Below are 20,307 nucleotides of genomic sequence, written 5' to 3'. Positions count from 1 at the left end.
ATGAAAACCCGACTCCTTCTTGGCACTTTGTTGGCAAATCTTCTCTTCCTTCCGGGCCTTCTCGCCCAGGAAGGAGAGCCGATCACGTGCCGCATCCTCTACCTGAACGCTCCCGCCGGAGCTCCCAAGACGGCCTATCTGCACGATGGGCAAGGGGGGCAGGAAGTCGCCCTGCCCGGGATGAACTTTTCTCCGGTCTACGAGGTGCCCGGCACCACCACCGAGCTGGTCTTTCTGCCCGGCGCACCGGCGGAGGGGGAGGAAATCCCTGCGCGTGCTCCCCGGGTGACCCTGCCTGCGGGCCGCGACTTCTATCTCCTATTGACCACTGATGCGGAGAACTCCGTTCTGCCCCTTGCGGTTCATCCCGCCGCGGCCGATTTCGACCAGTTTGCCGCTGGAGGGATGCTGTGGTTCAATTTGACCGGGGTGGCGGTGGCGGGCGAGGTCGGTGGCGAGAAGCTGACTCTCAAGCCCCAGAGCCGCTTCTTGCTCGCCTCTCCGCGCGAGGGCAAGGGAAGCTATCCGGTCAATCTCGCTTATCGGGAGAAGGCCGATGCTCCCATCTATCCCATCTGCGAGACTTCCTGGACCCATGATCCCCGCATGAGGAAGGTTGCCTTCATCTTCCAGGAAAAAGGGCGGCGCGCTCCCCGAGTGCTTGCTTTCAATGATTTTCGTCCGGAGTGAGTTCCCTTGCGGGATGGGGGCTTGTGGCCGGTGCCGGGCAGTGCCAAGCTGCCTCCATGCCTGAGAACGAGTCCCCGTATTCCCGCCTCGCCATCGTCACCGGAGCGACCTCCGGTATCGGAGAAGCCACCGTCCGGCGCTTCGTGCGCGAGGGCTATGCCGTGATTGGTGGAGGCCGCCGACAGGACAAGCTGACCGCCCTTGAGGATGAACTGGGCCCCTCCTTCCGGGGGGTGGCGGGTGATGCCAGCGAGGAGTCTGTCGTGGAGCGCTATTTCTCCACCGCCCGGGAGCAGTTCGGCGCGGAGGCCGATTTGATTGTCGCCAACGCCGGGCGCGGCCTGGGCGGGTCGGTCAAGGAGGGCGACCTTGGCCAATATGAAGAGGTGCTGAAGGTCAATGTGGTGGGGGCGACCCTGCTGATGCAAAAGGCGGCCCGGGTGCTGACCGCCCGGCAGGAGCGCGACTATCCGCAAAGGGCGGCCGACATCGTCGTCATTGGCTCCGTTGTCGGGCGCATGGTTTCGCCCTTCAGCGCGATTTACGGGTCGACCAAGTTTGCCATTCACGCCATGGCGGAGGCTCTCCGGCGCGAGATCGGTCCGCAGGGAGTGCGGGTCACCTGTGTCGCTCCCGGCATCGTGGTCAGTGGTTTTCAGGAAGGCGCGGGTTACAGCGATGAGCTGGTGCAGAATTTTCACGATAAATTCGGCCCCCTGCTGGGAGGGGACGATGTTGCCGAGACCATCGCCCATCTCGTGGCTCTTCCTCCCCATGTCCATCTCAGCGATGTCGTCATCCGGCCCACCCGGCAGGACTACCCCTGATGGCGGGGGGCGGGCACTTTCTGCTTTCCAAGTGGGGGCAGGCGGTTTTTTGTGCCAGCCCACGCCGTGACTGAACCCCGCTATCGCCCGCCCTTTACCCACGAGTTTGTGCCCGAGGATTACTTCTCTCGCCTGGCCCCGGAGGATTTGTTTGCTGATGGCAAGCCCCTCGAGGTGGACTTGGGCTCGGGGGATGGTTCCTACACCCTGGCTCTTGCCGAGCATCACCGCGACCGCAACTTCCTGGCTGTGGAGCGCTTGTTGGGCCGGGTGAAGAAAACTTGCCGGGGAGCGGAGACCCGGGGGCTCAGTAATCTCAAGGTGCTGCGCCTCGAGTCGGCCTACACGGCCGAGTGGCTTCTGCCCCGTCGATCGGTCTCGCGCCTGCATCTCATTTGCCCGGATCCCTGGCCCAAGGCCAAGCACCACCGGCGACGGATGATCCAGCAGGACTTTCTGGAGACCGTTCATCAGCTCTTGCTTCCGGGCGGCATTTTCCTCTTCAAGACCGACCATGAGGACTACTTCGAGTGGGCGGAAGAAGAGTTGGCCCGCTATCCCAAGTTGACGGTGACGCCCTTTCCCGCCGGGCAGTTTGATCCCAAGTCCGACTTCCAGTTGCAGTGGGAGGCCGAGGGCAAGTCCCTGCAGGTTCTCCACTGTGTCAACGAGGGAGAGTGAACTCCTCGCCGGAGAGATAGCCGCGGGCGGTCAAGGTGTTTGCACTGGGCAAGAGGAAAATGGCCCCGTGCTCCTGCTTGCCAAAGAGAGTGATTCCGCTCTGTTGCAACCACTTTTGCCGGGAGGGTGAGAGAGGAGGCGCGGGCCGGGGAGTGATGATGAGGCGAGGGCCCAGGTGGGCGAGGAAGGCGTCGTGTCCGGTGAAGAGAGCGCTCTGCGCCCCGCAAATCCAGACGTCGGCGGAGAGGTCGAGCCCGGCCGCGAGCAGGCGGGACTCCGTCTCATAGCCGGCCTCGTGGGTAAAGAGGAGCCGCCAGCCTTGCCAGTGAAGGCGGAGAATGAGGCTGCGATCGTCGGCCCGCCCCGGTGACCCCGTGCCTGTGGCCAGGACTTCGCAGGAAACATCTTTCGCGAGGGGCAGCCATTGCTTGGCTCGGGCCGGGAGAAGGCGGGTGCCTTGGTTCCGTGCGGCCTGCTGGAGATTGGCGAGCTCGTAGCTGGGGGGCTCGGGAGGATGGAGAATCTGGCGGATGGGCCAGATGGCGAGGCTGGCCGTCAGTCCACCCAGGTGGTTGGCATCGTTGTGACTGGCTATCAGGGAATCGCAGGAAAGGGAGCTGGCTTCCAGCGCTGGTTGCACAATCCATTGGAAATCCGCCGCGCGGCCGCCATCGATCAGGATGCCGCCGCCAATGGCCAGGTGGCTGGCCGTCCCTTCGTAGGGAAGGTCAAAAAGGCAGAGTCCGTTCTGCCAGGGGGCAGGGCTGGTCACCCGGGTCCAGGCTCCCGGCAGGCGGCTGAAGCCGGTGGCGGAGGAGCGGGCCCAGTCTGCCAAGTGGCCATTGAGAGCATTGATGGGCAGAGCGGCCGACGGGTGGAGGAGTCCTACGGCCAGGCTAAGGAAGGCTCCGGCCAGGATGGCAAAGGCAAAGAGGACCATGAAGGCCGAGGCCAGCGCTGCTACAGGAGTGAACCAGCCGAAGTAGAGCGCGCTCAAGGGGGCGGAACCACCCCAGGCGGTGAGGGAGACGGTGAACATCTTGGCAGCTTGGCTGCGGGCCTGGGAGCTGATTTTTTGCCACGGGCTCCAGAGGGGGCGGGGGAGGTAGGGATCGTGCCCGAGGTGGGGCTCCACCCGCTGCCACAGGAAAGGCTCGAGCAAGAGAATGACCAGCACCACTAGGAAGCTGAATTGAAAGCCTGGCTGCCACAGTTGGAAGCTGTCGCAGGCTAGCACCACGAGGGCGGCGGCGCAGAGATTGTTGAAGGCGGCCGGACGGCGGAGGAGGAGGAATCGGCCCAGGAGCAGGGCGCCCATGAGCGCGGCGCGGAGGGCGGGGGGACGCAGGCCGGTGATGAAGGCGTAGCCGAACATGGCTGCCAGCACGGTGAGAAGCAGGGCGCGGGGAGGCAGCCGGAGGAAGCGGCCCACACCATAGACGAGGAGGGCGACGAGACCGACATGGAGACCACTGACGGCGAAAATGTGCATGGTTCCCGTCTTGCGAAAGTCTTGGAAGGCCTCACTGGAGGCAGTCTTTTCCCCCAGAATGACGGCTCGAACGACCTCTGCCGCCGTCGGGGAGCTGATGCCGGTGGTGACGCGCGTGGCCAAGTGGGCGCGCCAGGCCTCCGCCCAACCGCGGAGGCGGGGAAGGCCCCGCGACCAGCCCTGTGGGGTGGCTCCGGTGACAAAAAGCGAGCCTGCCAGGCCCTTTTTCCAGAGGGTTTGCTCCGGATCCCAGCCGGTCGGGTTGCGCTTTTCCCTCGCTTGGAAGGGTTGGCCGGAGAGAGTGAGGCGTTGGCCGGTGCGGAGATCCTCCGGGAGGCCGTGCAGGCGCACCAGGCCACCTTGGTCGGTGCGGAAGAGGCGCGGCAGCAGTCCCGTGCGATTGCTCTCCACCAAGGTGCCGGTGAGGGTCACGTGGCCCTGCGAAGCTAGCACGGCGGCGAGGTCCGCCCGGGCCCTTACCCGGCTTTGGTGCAGGAGGGCTGAGGTCAGGAGGGTCAGGGCCGCCATCACCCAGACGGGTTGGCGGCGGTAGAGACCTTGGTAAAGAGAGCCCACGATGGCTCCCACGAGGAGAGGCCAGAGAGCGAGCTCCGCCGCGAGGATGCCGCCCAAGGCACCGAGCGCGGGGAGCAGGAGGGGCCAGCGCCCCAGGGGGAAACTAGGCCGATTCGCCGAGCTCGTGCAGCTTGTGCATGGCGTTGGCCGAGTGCCGGGTCTGGGGGAACTTCTCAATGACTTCACGGAGCTGGGCCACGGCTTTTTCGTGCTGGTTCAGGTCGTGTTCGTAGATTTCGATTTTGCGGAAAATGAAGAAGGCCTCGTCATTTTCGCGCCAGCCTCCCCGGGCCAGGGCCTCATCCAGGGTTGCGAGTGAGGCTTGCGGGTCCTCCAGGCGTTCTCGTTGCAAGAGAGCGATCTCCACCCAAGGCAGGCGGTTGCTGGGGTCCTCGGCGGCGGCCTCGCGGTAGTGGGCGATGGCCTCTTCCCACTCGCCCTGGGCCACCGAAGCCTGGGCCTGCGAGATGGCATCGGGGGCTCCCACTTTCTCGGTGGAGCCATAGACCTCTTCTGAAGCCCGCTGCACGATGTTGGGCAAGACGTAGGTCACCACCAAAAAGCCGACGAAAATGCCCGTGATGATAAAGAGGCCGAAGGTGATGAGCGGGCTGCCACCGTCTTTCTCCCCGAGGAATTTTTCATAGGCGGTGACCACTTCCGGATCGGGCTCCTCTCCATTGCCCAAGTCGTCCCGACTCAGGCCCCGTCCATCCCCGTTGAGGGGCTCCAGCTTGTCCTCGTTGCTATCCACCGAGGAGACAATCTCGAAGTGCCCCGTATCCTCGAGGAGTTGCATGTCATTGATCGTCAGTTTTCCGTCGTCGCTATCGCTATTGGCGCGGACCGAGAGGAAAGTGGCGGTGATCAGACCGGCCAGAACCAGCAGGTAAAGGATGAGTTTTTTGTCCATAATCTAACTCATACTCTAGCGCGAGGGCTTGGGGATGGGAATGACTAAATCTCCCGGCCGTCATTTCTCCCCTAGCCCCTTTCCGGGCACAAAAAAAGGCCGCGAATGCAATCGCGGCCTTGGAAAGAGTCTTTCAGCGGAGGGACCGCTTACTTCGAGTAGTCCACCACGGGAGCGGGCTCGTCAAAGGTGGGGAGAGGACGCAAGCCGGGAACCGGCTCTTCGCCTGTGCAGCAGCCGCCGCCGCAAGAAGTGAGGCTCATCGCACCAGCTGCGACTGCAACTGCCATTGTAACTTGAAGAAGTAATTTCATTATTGGTGTGTTCTCAGGTTCCGCGCCCTCCGGCGTCGATGAACCCTATCAAAAAACAAGCTGGAGCCCATTGCAAGGCTCCAGCTCAAAACAATTCACTTAATTTTCGCGAAGCTTACTTGCCGATGGTCACGCTCGGAGCAGGAGCGGGAGCAACGGGAGCAGGCTCGTTACCACCGCAAGAGGTGAGAGCGAAGCCAGCAAGAGCAGCGAGAACAGCAACGATTTTTGCAACTTTCATATTCTTTGTTTGATGTTTTTTGGTTTCACCGTGGCGTGACAGGAAAAGCCCGCCCCACCAGAGAAGGGGTCCTTACTTTGCCGGAGCTGCGTAGCTCGGGGCCGCTTGGGAGTTGACAGGCATGGGCTTTTGGCCGCAGCAGGAACTCATGGCCACCAAGCCGACGAGTGCGGAAAGCAAAAAGAAAACTTTCTTCATAGCGTATGTGATAATAAGGGATTTCTGACTATTCTAGAAACTTGATAGTCTGAGTGACGAAATTCCGAGGGGGAAACTAGCTTTCTTTTCCCACAGTGCAAGCGCATTATTCATTTTGTGTGACTGTAGAAAAAAGGCCGCAGGCCCCATGGTTTCTGGGATTTTCCCTGCAGCTCGCGTGCCGGGGGTTGCATCACGAGCGACATTCCGTATCGTGCGGCCTCATTCACATGAAGCAACCACCCCACATCGCCATTGCCGGTGCCACCGGCGCGGTCGGCATCGAGATGCTCAAGTGCCTCGTCGAGCAGCAGGTGCCATTCTCGGAATTGACTCTTCTCGCCTCTGCCCGTTCGGCGGGGAAAGAAGTCGACTTTCAGGGAAAAAAGCTGGTCGTCCAAGAGTTGACCGAGCAGTCGTTCGAGGGGGTTGATATTGCGCTCTTTTCCGCCGGAGGCTCCATTTCCGAGAAGTTCGCGCCTCATGCCGCTGCTGCCGGGGCCATTGTGATTGATAATTCCTCGGCCTTCCGCATGGATCCGGAGGTCCCCCTCGTGGTGCCGGAGATCAATCCCGAAGCGGCCCAAGTCACGCCCAAGGGAATCATCGCCAACCCCAACTGCACCACCATCATTTCCCTGATGGCCCTCGCTCCGCTGCATCGCGAGTTCGGGCTCAAGGCCGTGATCGCTTCCTCCTACCAGGCGGTTTCCGGGTCTGGCGCCGCCGGCATCGTGGAGCTGGATTCCCAAATCGAAGCTCTCGCCAATGGCGGTGAAATCAAGAAGGAAGTCTACCCCCACCAGATCGCCTCCAACGTCATCCCTCATGTCGACGTCTTTCAAGAAGGGGGCTATACCAAGGAGGAGCTCAAGATGCTCAACGAGTCGCGCAAGATTCTCTCCCTGCCCGAGCTCCAGGTGACCTGCACCTGCGTGCGCGTGCCCGTGCACCGATCCCACGCGGTGTCGATCTCGGCGCAGTTCGAGAAACCCGTTACCGTGGAGGCGGCGCAGGCGGTTTATGGGGAGGCCACTCCTGGAGTGCAGCTTTGCGACGATCCGGCGCAGGCCCTCTATCCCACCCCGCTGGATACCACCGAGAAGGATGATTGCCTCGTCGGTCGCATGCGCATGGACAAGGTGCTCGACAACGCCCTCGCCCTCTGGGTGGTGGGCGATCAGGTCAAAAAAGGCGCCGCCCTCAACGCGGTCCAAATCGCCAAGTTGCTCCTCGTTTAGGACATAGCTTAGGGGTTGAGCTTGGCCGCCAGGGTGCGGAAGCTGGCCAGACCGGCCTCGATGTTCTCAATGATCTCTTCGGCGAGAACCTCGGGTTCGGGGAGATGATCGAGGTCGGTGAGGGTGTCGTCCTTCAGCCAGAAGAGATCGAGGCTAGTCTTGTCGCGGGCGGCGTGTTCCGGATATTGGTAAGACCCCTTACTCCGGCACCTCGACGGCGTGGTAGTAGAGCTGCTGGCCTTCGAGGGGGAGGCCGCTTTTGCTGGTCATGCCACTGAGGTCGAGGTGGTGGAGATAGCCGGCAGCTACGTCGAGGGTGAGGCTGAGGGTCTGGCCGTCCTCACTGAGATGGTGTCCCCGCACGGGCACGCTGGCTTGGTCCACCTTGGGCGAGCCGTAGGCCACGTGGTAGTGGTAGCACCAGCGGTTGATGGGGGGAGACTCGGGATCGTCGGCGAGGGGCTGGCTGAAGGTGAGGACGAACTTTTCGTGCTCTCCTTCTCTCTGCAGGCGGCAGTCGGTGACGGTGAAGACGTCCTCCCTGGCGGGTGGGGCGACGCTGAGGAGTCCTTCCGCGCCGGCCCAGCTGAGATGGGTTTTGCCAACCCAGAGAGTGCCATCCTGGCCAAAGACGAAGCGGTGGTTGCCATTGCCGAGTTTGTCGTGGCCGGCCATGAAGGGCAGGAGGGCTCCTTGCGGAAAGCCGTTCACCTCATCGGCGAGATAGCGCACGAGGTGCATCTGGTTTTGCTCACCGATCAAGACGTCGCCCGCGTAGGGGCCCCAGCTTTCGGGGATGAGGAGGGGCTGGGTGGGCGAGTTGGCGAGCTCTCCTTGGGGGAAGAGTCCACTGGCGGGAGTGCGCATGTTTTCAAGCTCGGCCACGTCCATCTTGAGAGGATCGCGGCCGTCCCAGTTCTCGCGCCATACCAGGGAGGCGGGGTGGCCGTAGAAGCCGCCTTTCTCGACAGTGTAAAGAGGCGAAGTGCCCCGCCAGTCTCCTTGGTTGTCGGTGACGAGGAGCCTACCCGCGCCATCGAAGCCGAGACCGTTGGGTGAGCGAAAGCCGCTGGCGAAGGGGGTGGTGGTGCCGTCGGGGGTGATTTGTAGAATCCATCCGCGATAGGGGACGCGGGAATACATGCGCCCGGCCTTGTTCTTGACCGCGTCCCATTCCTTGCCGCGCTTTTGCATGGCGGTAAAGTCCGCTTCGCCAATCTCGGACCAGGGGCCGCGCACTTCGTCGCGAATGCCCGCGCCGTTGGAGGCTACGTTCAGGCCCACGTAGTAGTTGCCATCGGGGCCCTTGGCGGGACCGAAGGCGAATTCGTGGTAGTTGCCGGTGACTCCGAAACCGGCGCTGACGGTCTCGTAGCTATCGGCCCGGCCATCGCCATTTTGGTCGCTGAGGCGGGTGAGCTCGGGCCGTTGCATGACGAGGAAGGTGCCGTCCTCATGCACGAGTCCGAGGGGTTCGTGGAGTCCGCTGGCAAACTGCTGCCAGGTCTTCTCTTCCGGCTGGTAAAGAAAGAGTTCGCCCCGGTGGAAGACGGCTGCCACCCGGCCATCGGGCAAGACGTCCAGGCCGCCAATCTGGGGATCGACGCCGGCGGGTGTGGCGTGGGGAGTGATCTGGAAGAGGGGAGTGGCTTGCAGGGGGAGCAGGGCGAGGAGAGAGAGAAGTGATTTCATCGGTTCGGAGAAAGAAAGGGTTTACCAGCGGACTTCGAAGGTGGTGGTGTTGGCTTGCGAGCGCGCTTGCCGGGGCTCGGAGAATTCCAGTTCGGTGCCCTCGTCGTGGGTGAGCTCGCGCAGGAGGCCGTCGCCGGATTCGTTCAGGGTGATGCGCTCGGTGAAGGTCACTCCCTGCCATTGGTAGCGGAAGATGGGGATGCCGTCTTCGTCGAGGGTGTAGCCCAGGAATCTGGGGGGAGTAGCCGTGCCCTCGGCTGTGCCCTTGGCGGGGGAGAAGGGGGAGCGGTCCTCCCGGTAGATGACGGGGCCTTGCAGCTTGGTGATCGCGTTGCCATTGCCCTGCCAGTAGGGCCAGCGGGTCATGAAGTTCTCATTGCGCCAGACATAGCGGAGCCGGCATTGGTCGGTATCGAAGCAGAAGTTGATGTCGCCATTTCCTCCCGGGAGGGCGACCGCGATGGAGGCGGGCGAGGACTCGGGCATGAAGAAGCGCTGCACGATGGGGCGCTGTTCGAGGGAGGGGTAGTTGTCGAAGTTCTTGCGCTCCACTTTCTTTTCTTCCTTACCCTCGGTTGCCTTCAGGATGTAGGCGTGGATGGCCTTCAGGTTTTCCTCGCCCACATGGGTCATGGCGGGCATCTCGACCGCGTTGGGGCGCTTGCGGCCGGGTTCGAGGCACCACTTGAGAAAGCCCGCCTGGTCCTCGCCGTAGAGGGTCGCGATTTCAATCATGGAGGGGCCCACCAGCATGTGGTCGAGCTGGTGGCAAGCCATGCAGTTGACCTCGAACTGGGCTTTGCCGAGGGCGAGGTCGGCGGCTGGGCTCGTAATCGTGAACCCGAGGGAGAAACTGGTAAAAACGCGAAGAAGTCCGAGGCGAAACTGGCTCATGTGGCCTTGGAGACGTCTTTACCCTTCGTTTTCTTGCAAAAAGGATTGGTGCAAGAGTGTGAGGAGGCGGTCGAAATCGGTTGCGGAGGTTTTGGCCACGAAGCCGCGATTATGGGCGAAGTGGACGTCCTCTTCGTCGCTGATGCGGGTGAAGTCCAGCAGGGCGGAGTCATTGAACCGGGAGAGGGCATAGCCTTGGCCGCGGCGGTCGGGGTAGATGGTGGCCACCGTCTGGCTGGCGAACTCGTGGTCCTCGATGTAGCGGCCCACACCGAGGGAGGGATCGGAGGGCGGGGGATCGGTGCGGGGGAGGAAGAGGGCCTTGTGATGACCGGGGAGGTCTACCCATTGGCTGTGGTGGGCGATGTCTTCCAAGCGGCCACGCAGCTTGCTGAGGTAGGTCAGGGTGTCTTGGCCGATGCTGTGCATGAGCTCCCAGAGGAGATCGCCGGGATGGAGGATTTCCTCGCGGGCAAAGGCTCGCAGCACGGTGCCGTCGATGGGCGAATTGAGCTTGGCCAGATTTTCGCGCGAGACGCCGAGCCATTTGGCGGTCTCGATGGGACCCCGGGTGTCGAAGTGCTCGGCGGGCTCCAGCCAATCGCAGAATTTGCGGGCTTCCTCATAGAGATCGAGGTATTGCAGGACCAGGGAGAGGGCGCAGACGGGAGGATGATCGGCGGGGAACTGGTGGTGATCGAAGTTCAGCAGGGCGGGATCGTGGGAGCCGCCGACATCGACCACAATGGTGTCGGTATTGGCGAGGTCGGATTGGGTCGGTTCGCGTCGGGCGATGGGCACGCCAAACTGGGTGATGAGAAAGGCACAGGCGAGAAATTCGTCTTTGTGGGCCGCCCCCGGATGGGTGACGATCAAGCTGGGAGTAGACATTTTGGCAAAAATAAGGCGGGAAAATGGCAGGGTGAAGAGGGGGCCAGCGCATCTGGGGGCTGGCCGCTCGCAGGGGTGAGCATGAGGGGGCGGGGTCCCGCACTCATGGCGAAAAGCGGGATCAGTCCAACTGGCCGTCGAAGGCCGGAGGGATGATGAGCTCGTCTCCGGGAACGATTTCCGGAGGCTCCACCCCCAGATTGCCCTTGAGCACGGCGATGGATTGATTGCCTTCTTGGCGGGTGATGTCGAAGGTGCAGAGGATGCCGTCATTGCGGCGGAGGGCGAGCACGTCCCCAACGCGGAAGTTCGCTTGCTCGGTGCCCTCGATGACCGCCAGCCATTCGTCCCGGTCCCAGCCCATCACGGTGGCCTGCAGGATGGCGTCGCGGATGAGGCGGGCCCGGCGCTCGATGAGGGATTGGTTCACGGCGGTGACCTCCGGCTCTTCGGTTTCCTCGGCGAGGGCCTCCAGATTCAGTTCCGGCTCTTCGGCGGGCTCGTTGATTTGGGCGAGATCGTCGCGCAGGGCCGCGTTCTCGTTGGTGAGAGCCTCGATCTGGTTTTGGATGGCGGCGAAGCGCTGGTTGGCCTCTTCGCTTTCATCAAGTTCGGGAGTGGCCTTTGCCGCCACCGGAGAGGTTTGGAAGATGATGCCCGGCGACCGTCGTTGCTCCAGTTCATTTTTTTCCGCTTCCAGACGTTCCAGTTCACGGGCGAGAGCGGCGATTTTGTCCGCGCTCTCATCCTCGTCCTGGTTCATCTTGTTAAAAGAGAAAACCAGCGCAACCACGAGGAGGAGCCCGGTGGTGCCGAGGAGAATGTTGGTCGAATTCATCACTGACTCATGATGGAAAACGGGACAAAATTCAAATTGCAAATCAACGGGGGTCCCAGTTTGTCGTTTTCCGGTGGGGAAAAAGGTTTCGCCGTGCGGGCTTGCTACCCGGGATCATGCCTCCCTCAGCGCTGGCGGCGGGGGAGCAGGCAGAGGAGTGCGCCCGCTGCCAGCAGGGCGCTGGAGGGCTCGGGAATGGGCAGCAACAGGGCATCGAGGCGATCGTTGATTTCGCTTTCGCTGAGCGCTTCGTTGGTCAGGGCCAGGTTGTCGATGGCTCCAGCGAGGTATTCCTGCGTGCCGTTGGTGAAGTTGCCCACTCCGATCTGGCTGGTTCCGGACCAATCTCCCGTAAACAAGCTGGAATCACTGGCCAAGAGAGTGACGTCGGTTTCCCCCGCAGTGAGATTCGCTCCAAAGAGGTTCACCTGCGAAGTGCCACTGGTGACATCCGCGACGAGAGCCACGTAATACCAGTCCCCTGCGGAGTAGGGGGCATAGGCATTGAGTTCATCGCCAAAGGTATCTCCCAGGGTGGTGAACAGGCGTCCATCGTCACTGCCGTCCCCATTTTGGCGGAAGAAATATCCGCGGCCCCCTGAGGAGCGGGCGGAGACCACGTAGGCCGGAGCACTGAGATTGAAGGCGTCGAGCTGAATGACTGCCTCGACGGTGATGATTTGTCCGATGCTTACCTCCGTGCTCTCGGTATTGAGCCCTGCGCCGATTGCCCGGTCGCTGCTATCGGCCGCTGGTCGGTAGGCCTGGCTGCTGCCATCGAAGCCGGAGACGAATTGGATATCGTCCGTGCTGCCTCCCGAGCCACCGGCAACACGCTGGAGAGTGTAGCCATTGGCGCTGCCATCCGCGAGGCGGGTGCCGTCGTCCGAGCCTTCAAAGGCATACTGGAAGGCCAGATTTCCATTGCTCGCTTGCATCATCTCCAAGTGATTGAGGGCTGCCGGGCTGAGGGCGGAAGAAGCTGCCAGCAGGGCGGTGCTCAGTAGGGTGGGACCGGAAAGAGGTTTTTTCATCATGGTTCCTCCCATCATGAAAAGGGCGTTCTCTTTTCGTCAAGATGAGGAGGGTCACCCAAATGGGTTAGGGAAGAGTGATTTTTGCCTGCAAAAAGATAAAGGGGCACCCGGTCAAAGCAGCCCGACCGAGCACCCCTTAGTTGGGAAAAATAATCACTGATTACTCGCTGGCCGTCACGTTGAGCGGAATACGATGGAGAACCCGTCCTCCCTGCCCGGCCATGTAGCGGATCTCGCAGGGGCCGGCCTCGGCGGGAGCGACTACTTGTAGGGGGGTGCCCTTGGTGGTGTAGTCGTATTTGCCATAGCGCCCGTCTTCTGCCTCTTTGGGCACGATGGTCAGGTAGTCGCCGGGATTGTTGGGGCCGGTCCACTCGATGGTGACCTCGCTGGCTGCCACCGCGCTATCGGGGGCGCGGAGAGTGATCTCGGAAGCGGTGATGGTGAGGGGAATGCGGGCCAGAGTCCGCGAGCCTTGCCCGGAAAGATAGCGGACCTCGGCTGGTCCGGCATCCAGAGGGGCCTCAATCTTCAGGGTCGCTCCTTGGGCGGTGTAGCCGTATTTTTTGTAGGTTCCTTCCTCAGCGTCGGCGGGCACGATGGTGATGAAGTCCTGGGGATTGTTGGGACCGGTCCAAGAGACGGTGACCACGCTTCCGGCCCCCACAGTCTCGGGGGCGTCGAGGGAGATGGTGGCCTCCTCGATGAGCAATTCGGTGCGGGCGAGGGTGGTGTAGCCCTGGCCGGTGAGGTAGCGGACTTCCGCCAGGCCGGGCTCCAAGGGTGCGAGAATTTTGGCTGGTTGCTTCTCCTTCTTGGCATACTCGTATTTGGCGTATTTGCCCTCCTCGGTGTCCTTGGGGACGATGGTGATGAAGTCTCCTTCGTTCATGGGCCCGCTCCAGGAGACCTCGACCTCTGCCCCGGCAAGCACTTTCTCCGGTGCGCTGACCGTGGCGGTGGCTTCGGTAATAGTGATGGTTTTGCGCGCCAGGGTCTCCGAACCCTGGCCAAGGAGGTAGCGGATTTCGCAAGGCCCGGGAGTGATGGGAGCGAGGACCTCGACGGTGTTCTCGCCCTTCTTGGCATAGGCATATTTGGCATAAGCGCCTTCCTCGGTGTCGGCGGAAACGATGGTGAGGAAGTCGCCGGGATAGGCGGGGCCCGTCCAGGTGATGGAGACCGCCGCGCCGGCCACCGCTGTCTCGGGGGCTTCCAGGCTCGCCTCTACGGGAGTGAGCTGCAGAGCCGCCCGACCGAGCGTCTTGCGGGTTTCCCCGCTGAGATAGCGCACTTCGGCAGGGCCTTCCTCGGGAAGCGCGGTGAGGTCGAGAGGGCTGCCGTCTTTGGCATAGCTGTAGTTTTTCCAAGTGCCTTCTTCCGCGTCGGCGGGCACGATGGTGATGTAGTCATTCTTCCGGATGTCCCCTTCGGCCTCCCATTTCACGGAGAACTTGGACCCGGCGGGCACGGATTCGGGCACCACCAGCGTGACCGGGGCTTCCTCGGCCGCCGCTTCTTCCTTGGCTTCCTCTTTTTCCGGCGGAGCCACCACATCCTCCACGGCCATGGTCAGGGCCGTGGCGAGACTGGCCGCGTCGCCCGCAGGGAGGAATTGCCCGCCTGTTTCCTTGGCCAGACACTCCACGCTGAGGGCGTCCTCGGCGGCGAGGTCGAAGGCCACCACGTGCGCGGTGAAGTCGATGCCTTGCTTTTCGAGCGCTTGCGCCACGGCACAGGGATCCTTGTCGCAAGTCTCGAGACCGTCGGTGACCAGAATGACGGAGGCTTTGTTTTCTTTGTAGTTGAGCCCTTCCGCGGCAAATTCCACCGCAGAGGTCAGGGGAGTCATCCCCTTGGGCAGAATATTTCCCACCACCGCTTCGAAGTGTTCCCGGTTGACCTCACCGGGCGGAATAAGCAGTTCGATATCCTCGCAATCGCCCTTGCGCCGGTGCCCATAAGCGACCAGCCCGAGTTCGAGCTCAGAGGGCAGTTCCTCCAGCAGGTCGCTGATAACATCGCGGGCAATTTCGATTTTCGCCTTTCCTTCAATTTGGCCCCACATGCTCCCGGAAGCATCGAGGACAATGATGGCGGTGGGCGATTCCGCCCCAAGGAGCGGACTGGCGGCAAGGAGAGAGAGCAGGGTGCGCTTCATAGATGCAGGAGTTAACAAACAGATAGAGGGAAACAGGCAGGACCTCAATCCCTCGTTGTCTGCTAGGCAACCGGGATTGCCCGGGCGATTTTTCAGAAAAAAACGTCCGCCCCGACAAGTCATTCTCTTCCTGAGGGAAAATCGCCTGGCAGCTCCAGAGCAAGCGTCTTGCCCTCTCGTTCCACCCGGAAGGCCCGCGGCTGCGAGGCATAATCTGCGGTGTCGGCCCCACTTTGGCTATAAAAAACGTTCTCACTGACCCCGGAGTGACCGTTTTGAAGGAGGTCGTCCGCGATGGTGCCGCGGCCTTCGGTGATGACCAACCACTCCCCCCCGGTGGTCAAGGCCCCCTGGCGGGGATAGAGGGCGCGGCGGCGGTGCTGGCCCGTCTCGCCATTGCGCACAAAGTCCTCCACGAAGGAGTAGAAGCCCCGCAAATCCTTCACGGTCATCACCGCCTGGTAGGAAGCGATCTTGAGCCACTCTCCCTCGGCGGGGCGAATCCAAGCCGTGTAGATGGTGCCCTTTTCCTGCGGAGTGAGCGCGACGAGGCATTGGTAGGTTTTGCCGAGTTCCCACTCGAAGGGCATCATGGTTTTCGCCCCCGAACCTTCTCCTCCGAAGCGGCTGCTCTTGGCGGCAGGATTGCTGTAGAGAATCTGGGTGCGGTCTTCCTCGGCGACATCCGCTTGATTGTGCGCGCCCCCGCCCTTGTCCCAGAGCGAGAAAATCGCAATTTTGCCCCGGTTGGTGTCTTGGATACCCAGATATCCTCCTTGAAAACCAATGGTGCAAAAGTAGGTGTGCACGAAGGTCTCCTCCACCTGAATCTCATTGTAATAAGCGAGATAGCGGGCCTCCCTCTCCGGGTGCTGGTAGCCGATGTGGACCGAAGGGGCGAAGTGGGGGTGCTCGAGATGGGCAAACTTTTCCGCAGTGGCCTTGATGTGCGCATGGCGTTCTTCACGGCTGTGCTGTGCGGTCACCGGCAAGCAAGCCGCGAGAATAACGAAGAGCGTTCTGGCAGAATTGAACATTATCAAAATACCCCTCAAAAACGTCCGGCTTTCAGATTTCAGAAATCTTGTTGCTGATCGTCTTCTGCAGTCAGAGCACGAAGCTCGGTACTGATACAGTCGAAGTGAAGGTTCATGCGCTTGGCTCCCAGTCAAACCACGCTTCGCAAAAGGCGTGGGCCCGCGGCTCAAGATTGCGCAACTCCCTCGCAATTTCTTCCAGTCGATTGCGCCCATAGATGGCCAGCAAAGCCTGCCAGTCCGCCCAGCAACCATGGGTCAGGACTCTCCGCACCAGCCACGAGGCATGTTGATCCAAGCAAAGGCTTTCGGGGTCCATGTCCCAAAACAGGTGTGGAGAGAATGGCTTCATCACTTTTGAGCCAGGGGGAGCGCTCCCCCTCGATGATTCATGACAAGCGTGCGGCCAGCAGCTCCTTCTGGAAGACCAGCTCCTTGGGCAGGTGGTCGTAGAGATTCAAGTAGAGCTCACTCTGGGAGACGAGTTCGGCCTTCCATTCGTCTTCCACGAAGGCCATCACCTTGAGGAAATCATCCTCGCTGAAGTCTTCCAAGCCTTCCGTATTGAAGTCCACGAAGTTCGGGGTCCAGCCAATTTGGGTCTCGTGCCCGGGGATGCGGCCGTGGCAGCGGTTGATGATCCACTCCAGCACGCGCATGTTTTCCCCAAAGCCCGGCCAGAGGAAATTGCCCTCCTCGTCGCGGCGGAACCAGTTGACGTGGAAGAGGCGGGGCACATTCTTGATCTCGCGGCGCATGTCCAGCCAATGGTGGAGATATTCCCCCGCATTGTAGCCGATGAAGGGCAGCATCGCCATGGGATCGCGGCGCACCTGCTTGACCAGGCCAATAGCCGCCGCGGTGGTCTCCGAGCCCATGGTGGCCCCGAGGTAGACCCCGTGCGACCAGTTGAAGGCCTGAAAAACGAGCGGCATGGTGGAGGGGCGGCGCCCGCCAAAGACGATGGCCGAGACCGGAACGCCATCCGGATCCTGCCACTTTTCATCAATCGTGGGGCACTGGCTGGCGGGCGCGGTGAAGCGCGCGTTGGGATGGGCGGCGGGAGTCTCGCTCTCCGGCGTCCAGTCCTGCCCTTTCCAATCGATCAGGTGGGCCGGCGGCTCCTTGGTCAGCCCTTCCCACCACACGTCGCCATCGTCGGTGAGCGCGACATTGGTGAAGATGCAATTCTCCTTCATCGAGTCCATCGCGATGGGATTGGTGTCGTATGAAGTGCCGGGCGCGACGCCGAAGTAGCCCGTCTCCGGATTGATGGCGTGCAGCGAGCCGTCCTCATGCGGCCACAGCCAGGCAATGTCGTCGCCCACGATGGTGGTCTTCCAGCCCTTTTTGGCATAGCTCTCCGGCGGCACCAGCATGGCGAGGTTGGTCTTGCCGCAGGCGCTGGGAAAGGCTGCGGTGAGGTAAGTTTTTTCCCCCTCCGGACTTTCCAGACCGAGAATGAGCATGTGCTCGGCCATCCAATTGTGCTCCTGTGCGATGACCGAAGCGATGCGGAGAGCGAGGCACTTTTTCCCCAAAAGAGCATTGCCCCCATAGCCCGAGCCATAGGACCAGATTTCGCGGGTCTCGGGAAAGTGGCAGATGTATTTCTCGTCGTTGCTGGGCCAAGGCACGTCCTCCGCCCCAGCGGTCAAGGGCATCGCCACGGTGTGGGCGCAGGGGATGAACATCCCGTGCCCGTGGCGGACCCGGGGCGCGGTGCCCGCCTTCTCCTCTTCCAGTTGCTTGAGAATCGCCGCTCCCATGTGGGCCATGATGCGCATATTGACCACCACATAGGGGGAGTCCGTCACCTGCACTCCAATCTTGGCCAAGGGCGAGCTGGGCGGCCCCATGCAAAAGGGAATGACATACATCGTGCGGCCCTCCATGCAGCCCTCGAAGAGCTCGTGCATTTTGTCCAGCATCTCGCGCGATTCCGCCCAATTGTTGGTCGGGCCCGCCTGCACGGGACGGCGGGTGCAGATGAAGGTGCGGTCCTCCACCCGCGCCACGTCGCCGGGACTGGAGCGGGCGAGAAAGGAGTTCGGGCGCTTCTCAGGGTTCAGTCGGACAAAGGTGCCATTATCAACTAACAAGGTCGTGAGGCGGTCCCACTCCTCTTGCGAGCCATCGCACAACTCCACGTTGGCAGGGCGGCAAAGAGCGGTCATCTTCTGGATCCATTTGGCAAGGGCGGGATGGGAGGTCATGGGATTTTGTTGTAACGGCTGGCCCCGACTTTTGCAAAGAGGCAATCTCATTTTGACGAAATCGTTGGCCAGAGAGGCCCAAGCAGATCACCGGCCAAGAGAGTCTTTCCCCCATTCCTCTTCCTAGTTCTTGCCTTTCCGCTCCACTTGGAGGTCGAGATTTCCCGCTCTTTTGTAAGGTCTGATGAACGACCCCGATCGAAGATTTTTGGATCGGGAAGAAAAGCGACAACGATCTTTTTCGTCTTGAGGTGGAATCGGGCAATCAGTAAATTAAGGGTTGAATCAGGGATTCCCGAGAATGACTAATACCAAGCCCCCCACACCCGCCAAAAAGTCAACCGGCACCAAAAACCGTCCTGCTCCTACCGTAGCATCGTCGAGATAATAAATACTGTTCGCTTTTTAAAATGCGTTACCGTGGGTCAACATTTGTGCCAATAGCTATCGCGATTGCGATCGGTGCCGCAGGTCTAGCTTGGCAGATTCTAGAGCTAGGAAAGAGCGTATTGTATCAATACCCTTTTTACATTGGCGTAGTATTTATTCTCTTTTGGGTTCGTTGTCTTTGGGTGAATCAAGTTATGAAATGGCACCGAATCATTTGGCTGTCAATACTGGTTTGGTCCGCTGTTTGGGGTATTTATATTTTAGCTCTTTTCACAATGCCTCCTCTCCTCTTTTTATGGGCGTCTTGGACCTATCCAATTGTCGAAAATCATGTAAGCCTTAGAAATCCAGCACTGGGTTGGGTGGCGTCGATTATGCACGCTCTTACGTTTGTGATGTGCTATTCTGTATATAACTCAGTTTATAATCCAAAAAACGAACAAACCACTGCGGCCGAGTAAGCAACGATTTTTTGCCTCGGTAAAGGAGACCCGACTCTCCTGTCGGCCTACAGCCTCTGTTCCGCCGCTACCGCGTCTACCAGCGGGACGCCAGTGCTCCCTGATGACCCGGTGACGGGGTTTTGTTTGTGGACAAGATTGTCCACGCTCCCACTTTTGATCTTCCGTGCCGTCTGGAGGTCAAGATTTTCCGCTTTTCTGTAAGGCTTGACTCCAGCCCATCCAAAATTTTTGGACCGGGTAGAGAAACGATAATGATGTCTTTCGTCTTGAGATAGTACCGGGCAATCAGTAAATTAAGCGTTGAATCAGGGAATCCCGGAAATGATTAATACCAAGCCTCACACCCGCCAAAAAATCAACCGGCACCAAAAACCGTCCTTCTTCTATCGTAGCATCTTCGTGCATAATAAATGCTGTTCGGCTAGAAAATAGATGATATGAAAGCTAAAAGTAAAAAAGGGTGTCTAATTCCGCTAGCTCTATTTTTTCTCTTTCTAGGCGGCTGTAAGGTTCTCGACGCAATTCAAAATCGCCCCTCAGCCCTCTATAAAAGGTGGATAGGGGGTGAAATCCCAGAAGACGTGGTTAATCTTGAGGGTCGATTTCGTTTTGCCCTCACCGAATCAACCTGCTGGCTCAAATTCAACTGCCCGCAGAGTCGAATTGACCAAATCGTAGCAGAAAACAGAATGTTGCTAGTAACCTCACCGAGTGGATGGGGTAATCGAGGAAGGAATAGTGATGCGATTTTCGTCGGAAAGCAGAAAATATATACAAATTGGTTCGATTTCTTAGCGCGAAAATTTGGACCAGATACAGATGTTTTGCAAATATATTGGCGTGGCCATTCGATTCCAGAAGATGTCTCATCAGGATGGGCTCTATGCTTTAACCCGAATGAGCAAGAGGCCTTTTGGACCTCAATCTCATATTAGATAGATGCCGAGCAAACCACTGAGGCCAAATGAGCGACGTTCTTTCTTTTCCTTGGGGCAGGGTTGGCGGCCTTTCGGTCCGTGCTTTCTCCGGGGAAGTCCATCGTGGAGGCATACAGTGGCTGGACGAGCCATCCTCTCAGAACATCGGCAAAGGAGTCCCGACACTTCAGTCGGCCCACAGCCTCTCTCCCACCGACACCCTGTCTACCGGCGGGACGCCAGTGCTCCCTGTCCGCTCGCTGCCCTCGTCCCGACAATGCCCCGTCGAAAGGATCGCCTGCGCTCGTCGACATCAGTGTTTTTGTCCTGGCCTAGGCTCGGGCATCGAGGGGGGGCGGTGCCCACAGATCGGTTGAAATGAATCGCTGATGGTCGACAGATTCAGTAGTCCTGAGGATCGGGGGATGGGCTACGAAAGTCCTTAGCATGTCGCCCTCGTTAAAAAAGGCTGGTCAGAACGGGTAATCTTAGAAACTTTCATTTGAGGTGGACCCCAAAGTTCGGCCAGTTGAGGGCTCAGCTAAACGATGGTGATGAGGGAAAATTGATTACTTGTTCTGGGGTTCTTTGGCAAGG

17 protein-coding genes and 1 pseudogene are annotated in these 20,307 nt (G+C 60.3%); 4 read left to right on the top strand and 14 right to left on the bottom strand.

The window, feature by feature from the left end; translation table 11 throughout:
• From JIN78_RS14760 to trmB, 3 genes are all read left to right on the top strand, one after another.
• Window positions 1–690 carry a hypothetical protein gene (locus JIN78_RS14760; protein WP_200392761.1) on the top strand — a complete coding sequence of 230 codons (690 nt, stop codon included), beginning with the start codon at window positions 1–3 and terminating at the stop codon, window positions 688–690.
• A 56-nt stretch (window positions 691–746) separates the two neighbouring features.
• Window positions 747–1,517 carry an SDR family oxidoreductase gene (locus JIN78_RS14755; protein WP_200392760.1) on the top strand — a complete coding sequence of 257 codons (771 nt, stop codon included), beginning with the start codon at window positions 747–749 and terminating at the stop codon, window positions 1,515–1,517.
• Window positions 1,518–1,583: 66 nt separating this feature from the next.
• Window positions 1,584–2,198: a tRNA (guanosine(46)-N7)-methyltransferase TrmB gene (trmB, locus tag JIN78_RS14750; protein ID WP_200392759.1), complete on the top strand. Its 615-nt coding sequence runs from the start codon at window positions 1,584–1,586 to the stop codon at window positions 2,196–2,198.
• Here trmB and JIN78_RS14745 read toward each other — a convergent pair.
• The 4 genes from JIN78_RS14745 to JIN78_RS17595 form a co-directional block, all read right to left on the bottom strand.
• A complete protein-coding gene (locus tag JIN78_RS14745; RefSeq protein WP_200392758.1) occupies window positions 2,182–4,323 on the bottom strand; it encodes a ComEC/Rec2 family competence protein in 2,142 nt (713 codons plus the stop codon). The two genes, trmB and JIN78_RS14745, sit on opposite strands and share 17 nt — an antisense overlap.
• A 46-nt stretch (window positions 4,324–4,369) precedes the next feature.
• Window positions 4,370–5,179 carry a tetratricopeptide repeat protein gene (locus tag JIN78_RS14740; RefSeq protein ID WP_200392757.1) on the bottom strand — a complete coding sequence of 270 codons (810 nt, stop codon included), beginning with the start codon at window positions 5,177–5,179 and terminating at the stop codon, window positions 4,370–4,372.
• 149 nt (window positions 5,180–5,328) lie between these two features.
• Window positions 5,329–5,469 (bottom strand): hypothetical protein, encoded by a 141-nt coding sequence (locus JIN78_RS14735; RefSeq protein ID WP_200392756.1) that lies wholly within the window; start codon window positions 5,467–5,469, stop codon window positions 5,329–5,331.
• Between the two features lie 139 nt (window positions 5,470–5,608).
• On the bottom strand, window positions 5,609–5,734 hold the full coding sequence (locus JIN78_RS17595) for a hypothetical protein (RefSeq protein WP_267907086.1): 126 nt from the start codon (window positions 5,732–5,734) through the stop codon (window positions 5,609–5,611).
• A gap of 428 nt (window positions 5,735–6,162) precedes the next feature.
• On the opposite strand from JIN78_RS17595, the gene JIN78_RS14730 reads away from it, so the two are divergent.
• Window positions 6,163–7,173, top strand: coding sequence for an aspartate-semialdehyde dehydrogenase (locus tag JIN78_RS14730; protein ID WP_200392755.1), 1,011 nt, complete (start codon window positions 6,163–6,165; stop codon window positions 7,171–7,173).
• Window positions 7,174–7,181: 8 nt separating this feature from the next.
• Here JIN78_RS14730 and JIN78_RS17870 read toward each other — a convergent pair.
• The 10 genes and pseudogenes from JIN78_RS17870 to JIN78_RS14685 all read right to left on the bottom strand — a co-directional run.
• A pseudogene (locus tag JIN78_RS17870) lies at window positions 7,182–7,364 on the bottom strand (SAM-dependent DNA methyltransferase); the annotation flags it as partial.
• Between the two features lie 7 nt (window positions 7,365–7,371).
• The gene (locus JIN78_RS14725; RefSeq protein WP_200392754.1) at window positions 7,372–8,865 is read right to left on the bottom strand and encodes a DUF7133 domain-containing protein; all 1,494 of its coding nucleotides are present in this window, start codon (window positions 8,863–8,865) and stop codon (window positions 7,372–7,374) included.
• 21 nt (window positions 8,866–8,886) lie between these two features.
• Window positions 8,887–9,759, bottom strand: coding sequence for a c-type cytochrome (locus JIN78_RS14720; protein ID WP_200392753.1), 873 nt, complete (start codon window positions 9,757–9,759; stop codon window positions 8,887–8,889).
• 18 nt (window positions 9,760–9,777) lie between these two features.
• Window positions 9,778–10,650: an MYG1 family protein gene (locus JIN78_RS14715; RefSeq protein ID WP_200392752.1), complete on the bottom strand. Its 873-nt coding sequence runs from the start codon at window positions 10,648–10,650 to the stop codon at window positions 9,778–9,780.
• Window positions 10,651–10,771: 121 nt separating this feature from the next.
• On the bottom strand, window positions 10,772–11,488 hold the full coding sequence (locus JIN78_RS14710) for a hypothetical protein (protein WP_200392751.1): 717 nt from the start codon (window positions 11,486–11,488) through the stop codon (window positions 10,772–10,774).
• 125 nt (window positions 11,489–11,613) lie between these two features.
• Complete coding sequence (locus tag JIN78_RS14705) at window positions 11,614–12,525, bottom strand: LamG-like jellyroll fold domain-containing protein (RefSeq protein WP_200392750.1); 912 nt, start codon at window positions 12,523–12,525, stop codon at window positions 11,614–11,616.
• Between the two features lie 160 nt (window positions 12,526–12,685).
• Window positions 12,686–14,686: a vWA domain-containing protein gene (locus tag JIN78_RS14700; protein WP_200392749.1), complete on the bottom strand. Its 2,001-nt coding sequence runs from the start codon at window positions 14,684–14,686 to the stop codon at window positions 12,686–12,688.
• Window positions 14,687–14,805: 119 nt separating this feature from the next.
• Window positions 14,806–15,672, bottom strand: coding sequence for a DUF3472 domain-containing protein (locus JIN78_RS14695; protein WP_200392748.1), 867 nt, complete (start codon window positions 15,670–15,672; stop codon window positions 14,806–14,808).
• Window positions 15,673–15,835: 163 nt separating this feature from the next.
• Window positions 15,836–16,075: a DUF6922 domain-containing protein gene (locus JIN78_RS14690; RefSeq protein WP_377174672.1), complete on the bottom strand. Its 240-nt coding sequence runs from the start codon at window positions 16,073–16,075 to the stop codon at window positions 15,836–15,838.
• A gap of 37 nt (window positions 16,076–16,112) precedes the next feature.
• On the bottom strand, window positions 16,113–17,990 hold the full coding sequence (locus JIN78_RS14685; protein WP_200392746.1) for a phosphoenolpyruvate carboxykinase (GTP): 1,878 nt from the start codon (window positions 17,988–17,990) through the stop codon (window positions 16,113–16,115).
• Window positions 17,991–20,307: the final 2,317 nt, after the last annotated feature.

It is taken from the genome of Roseibacillus ishigakijimensis, assembly GCF_016595415.1.
GTDB lineage: Bacteria > Verrucomicrobiota > Verrucomicrobiia > Verrucomicrobiales > Akkermansiaceae > Roseibacillus > Roseibacillus ishigakijimensis.
Note: the sequence above shows the minus strand (reverse complement) of the source record. Positions and strands in the feature narration are given on the sequence as shown.

What these genes read in the sequence shown, in the direction of transcription:
- JIN78_RS14760 (WP_200392761.1), top strand. Translation starts at nt 1, where the DNA reads ATGAAAACCCGACTCCTTCTTGGCACTTTGTTGGCAAATCTTCTCTTC.
- JIN78_RS14755 (WP_200392760.1), top strand. Translation starts at nt 747, where the DNA reads ATGCCTGAGAACGAGTCCCCGTATTCCCGCCTCGCCATCGTCACCGGA.
- JIN78_RS14740 (WP_200392757.1), bottom strand. Translation starts at nt 5,179, where the DNA reads ATGGACAAAAAACTCATCCTTTACCTGCTGGTTCTGGCCGGTCTGATC.
- JIN78_RS14735 (WP_200392756.1), bottom strand. Translation starts at nt 5,469, where the DNA reads ATGGCAGTTGCAGTCGCAGCTGGTGCGATGAGCCTCACTTCTTGCGGC.
- JIN78_RS17595 (WP_267907086.1), bottom strand. Translation starts at nt 5,734, where the DNA reads ATGAAAGTTGCAAAAATCGTTGCTGTTCTCGCTGCTCTTGCTGGCTTC.
- JIN78_RS14730 (WP_200392755.1), top strand. Translation starts at nt 6,163, where the DNA reads ATGAAGCAACCACCCCACATCGCCATTGCCGGTGCCACCGGCGCGGTC.
- JIN78_RS14725 (WP_200392754.1), bottom strand. Translation starts at nt 8,865, where the DNA reads ATGAAATCACTTCTCTCTCTCCTCGCCCTGCTCCCCCTGCAAGCCACT.
- JIN78_RS14720 (WP_200392753.1), bottom strand. Translation starts at nt 9,759, where the DNA reads ATGAGCCAGTTTCGCCTCGGACTTCTTCGCGTTTTTACCAGTTTCTCC.
- JIN78_RS14715 (WP_200392752.1), bottom strand. Translation starts at nt 10,650, where the DNA reads ATGTCTACTCCCAGCTTGATCGTCACCCATCCGGGGGCGGCCCACAAA.
- JIN78_RS14710 (WP_200392751.1), bottom strand. Translation starts at nt 11,488, where the DNA reads ATGAATTCGACCAACATTCTCCTCGGCACCACCGGGCTCCTCCTCGTG.
- JIN78_RS14705 (WP_200392750.1), bottom strand. Translation starts at nt 12,525, where the DNA reads ATGATGAAAAAACCTCTTTCCGGTCCCACCCTACTGAGCACCGCCCTG.
- JIN78_RS14700 (WP_200392749.1), bottom strand. Translation starts at nt 14,686, where the DNA reads ATGAAGCGCACCCTGCTCTCTCTCCTTGCCGCCAGTCCGCTCCTTGGG.
- JIN78_RS14690 (WP_377174672.1), bottom strand. Translation starts at nt 16,075, where the DNA reads ATGAAGCCATTCTCTCCACACCTGTTTTGGGACATGGACCCCGAAAGC.
- JIN78_RS14685 (WP_200392746.1), bottom strand. Translation starts at nt 17,990, where the DNA reads ATGAGATTGCCTCTTTGCAAAAGTCGGGGCCAGCCGTTACAACAAAAT.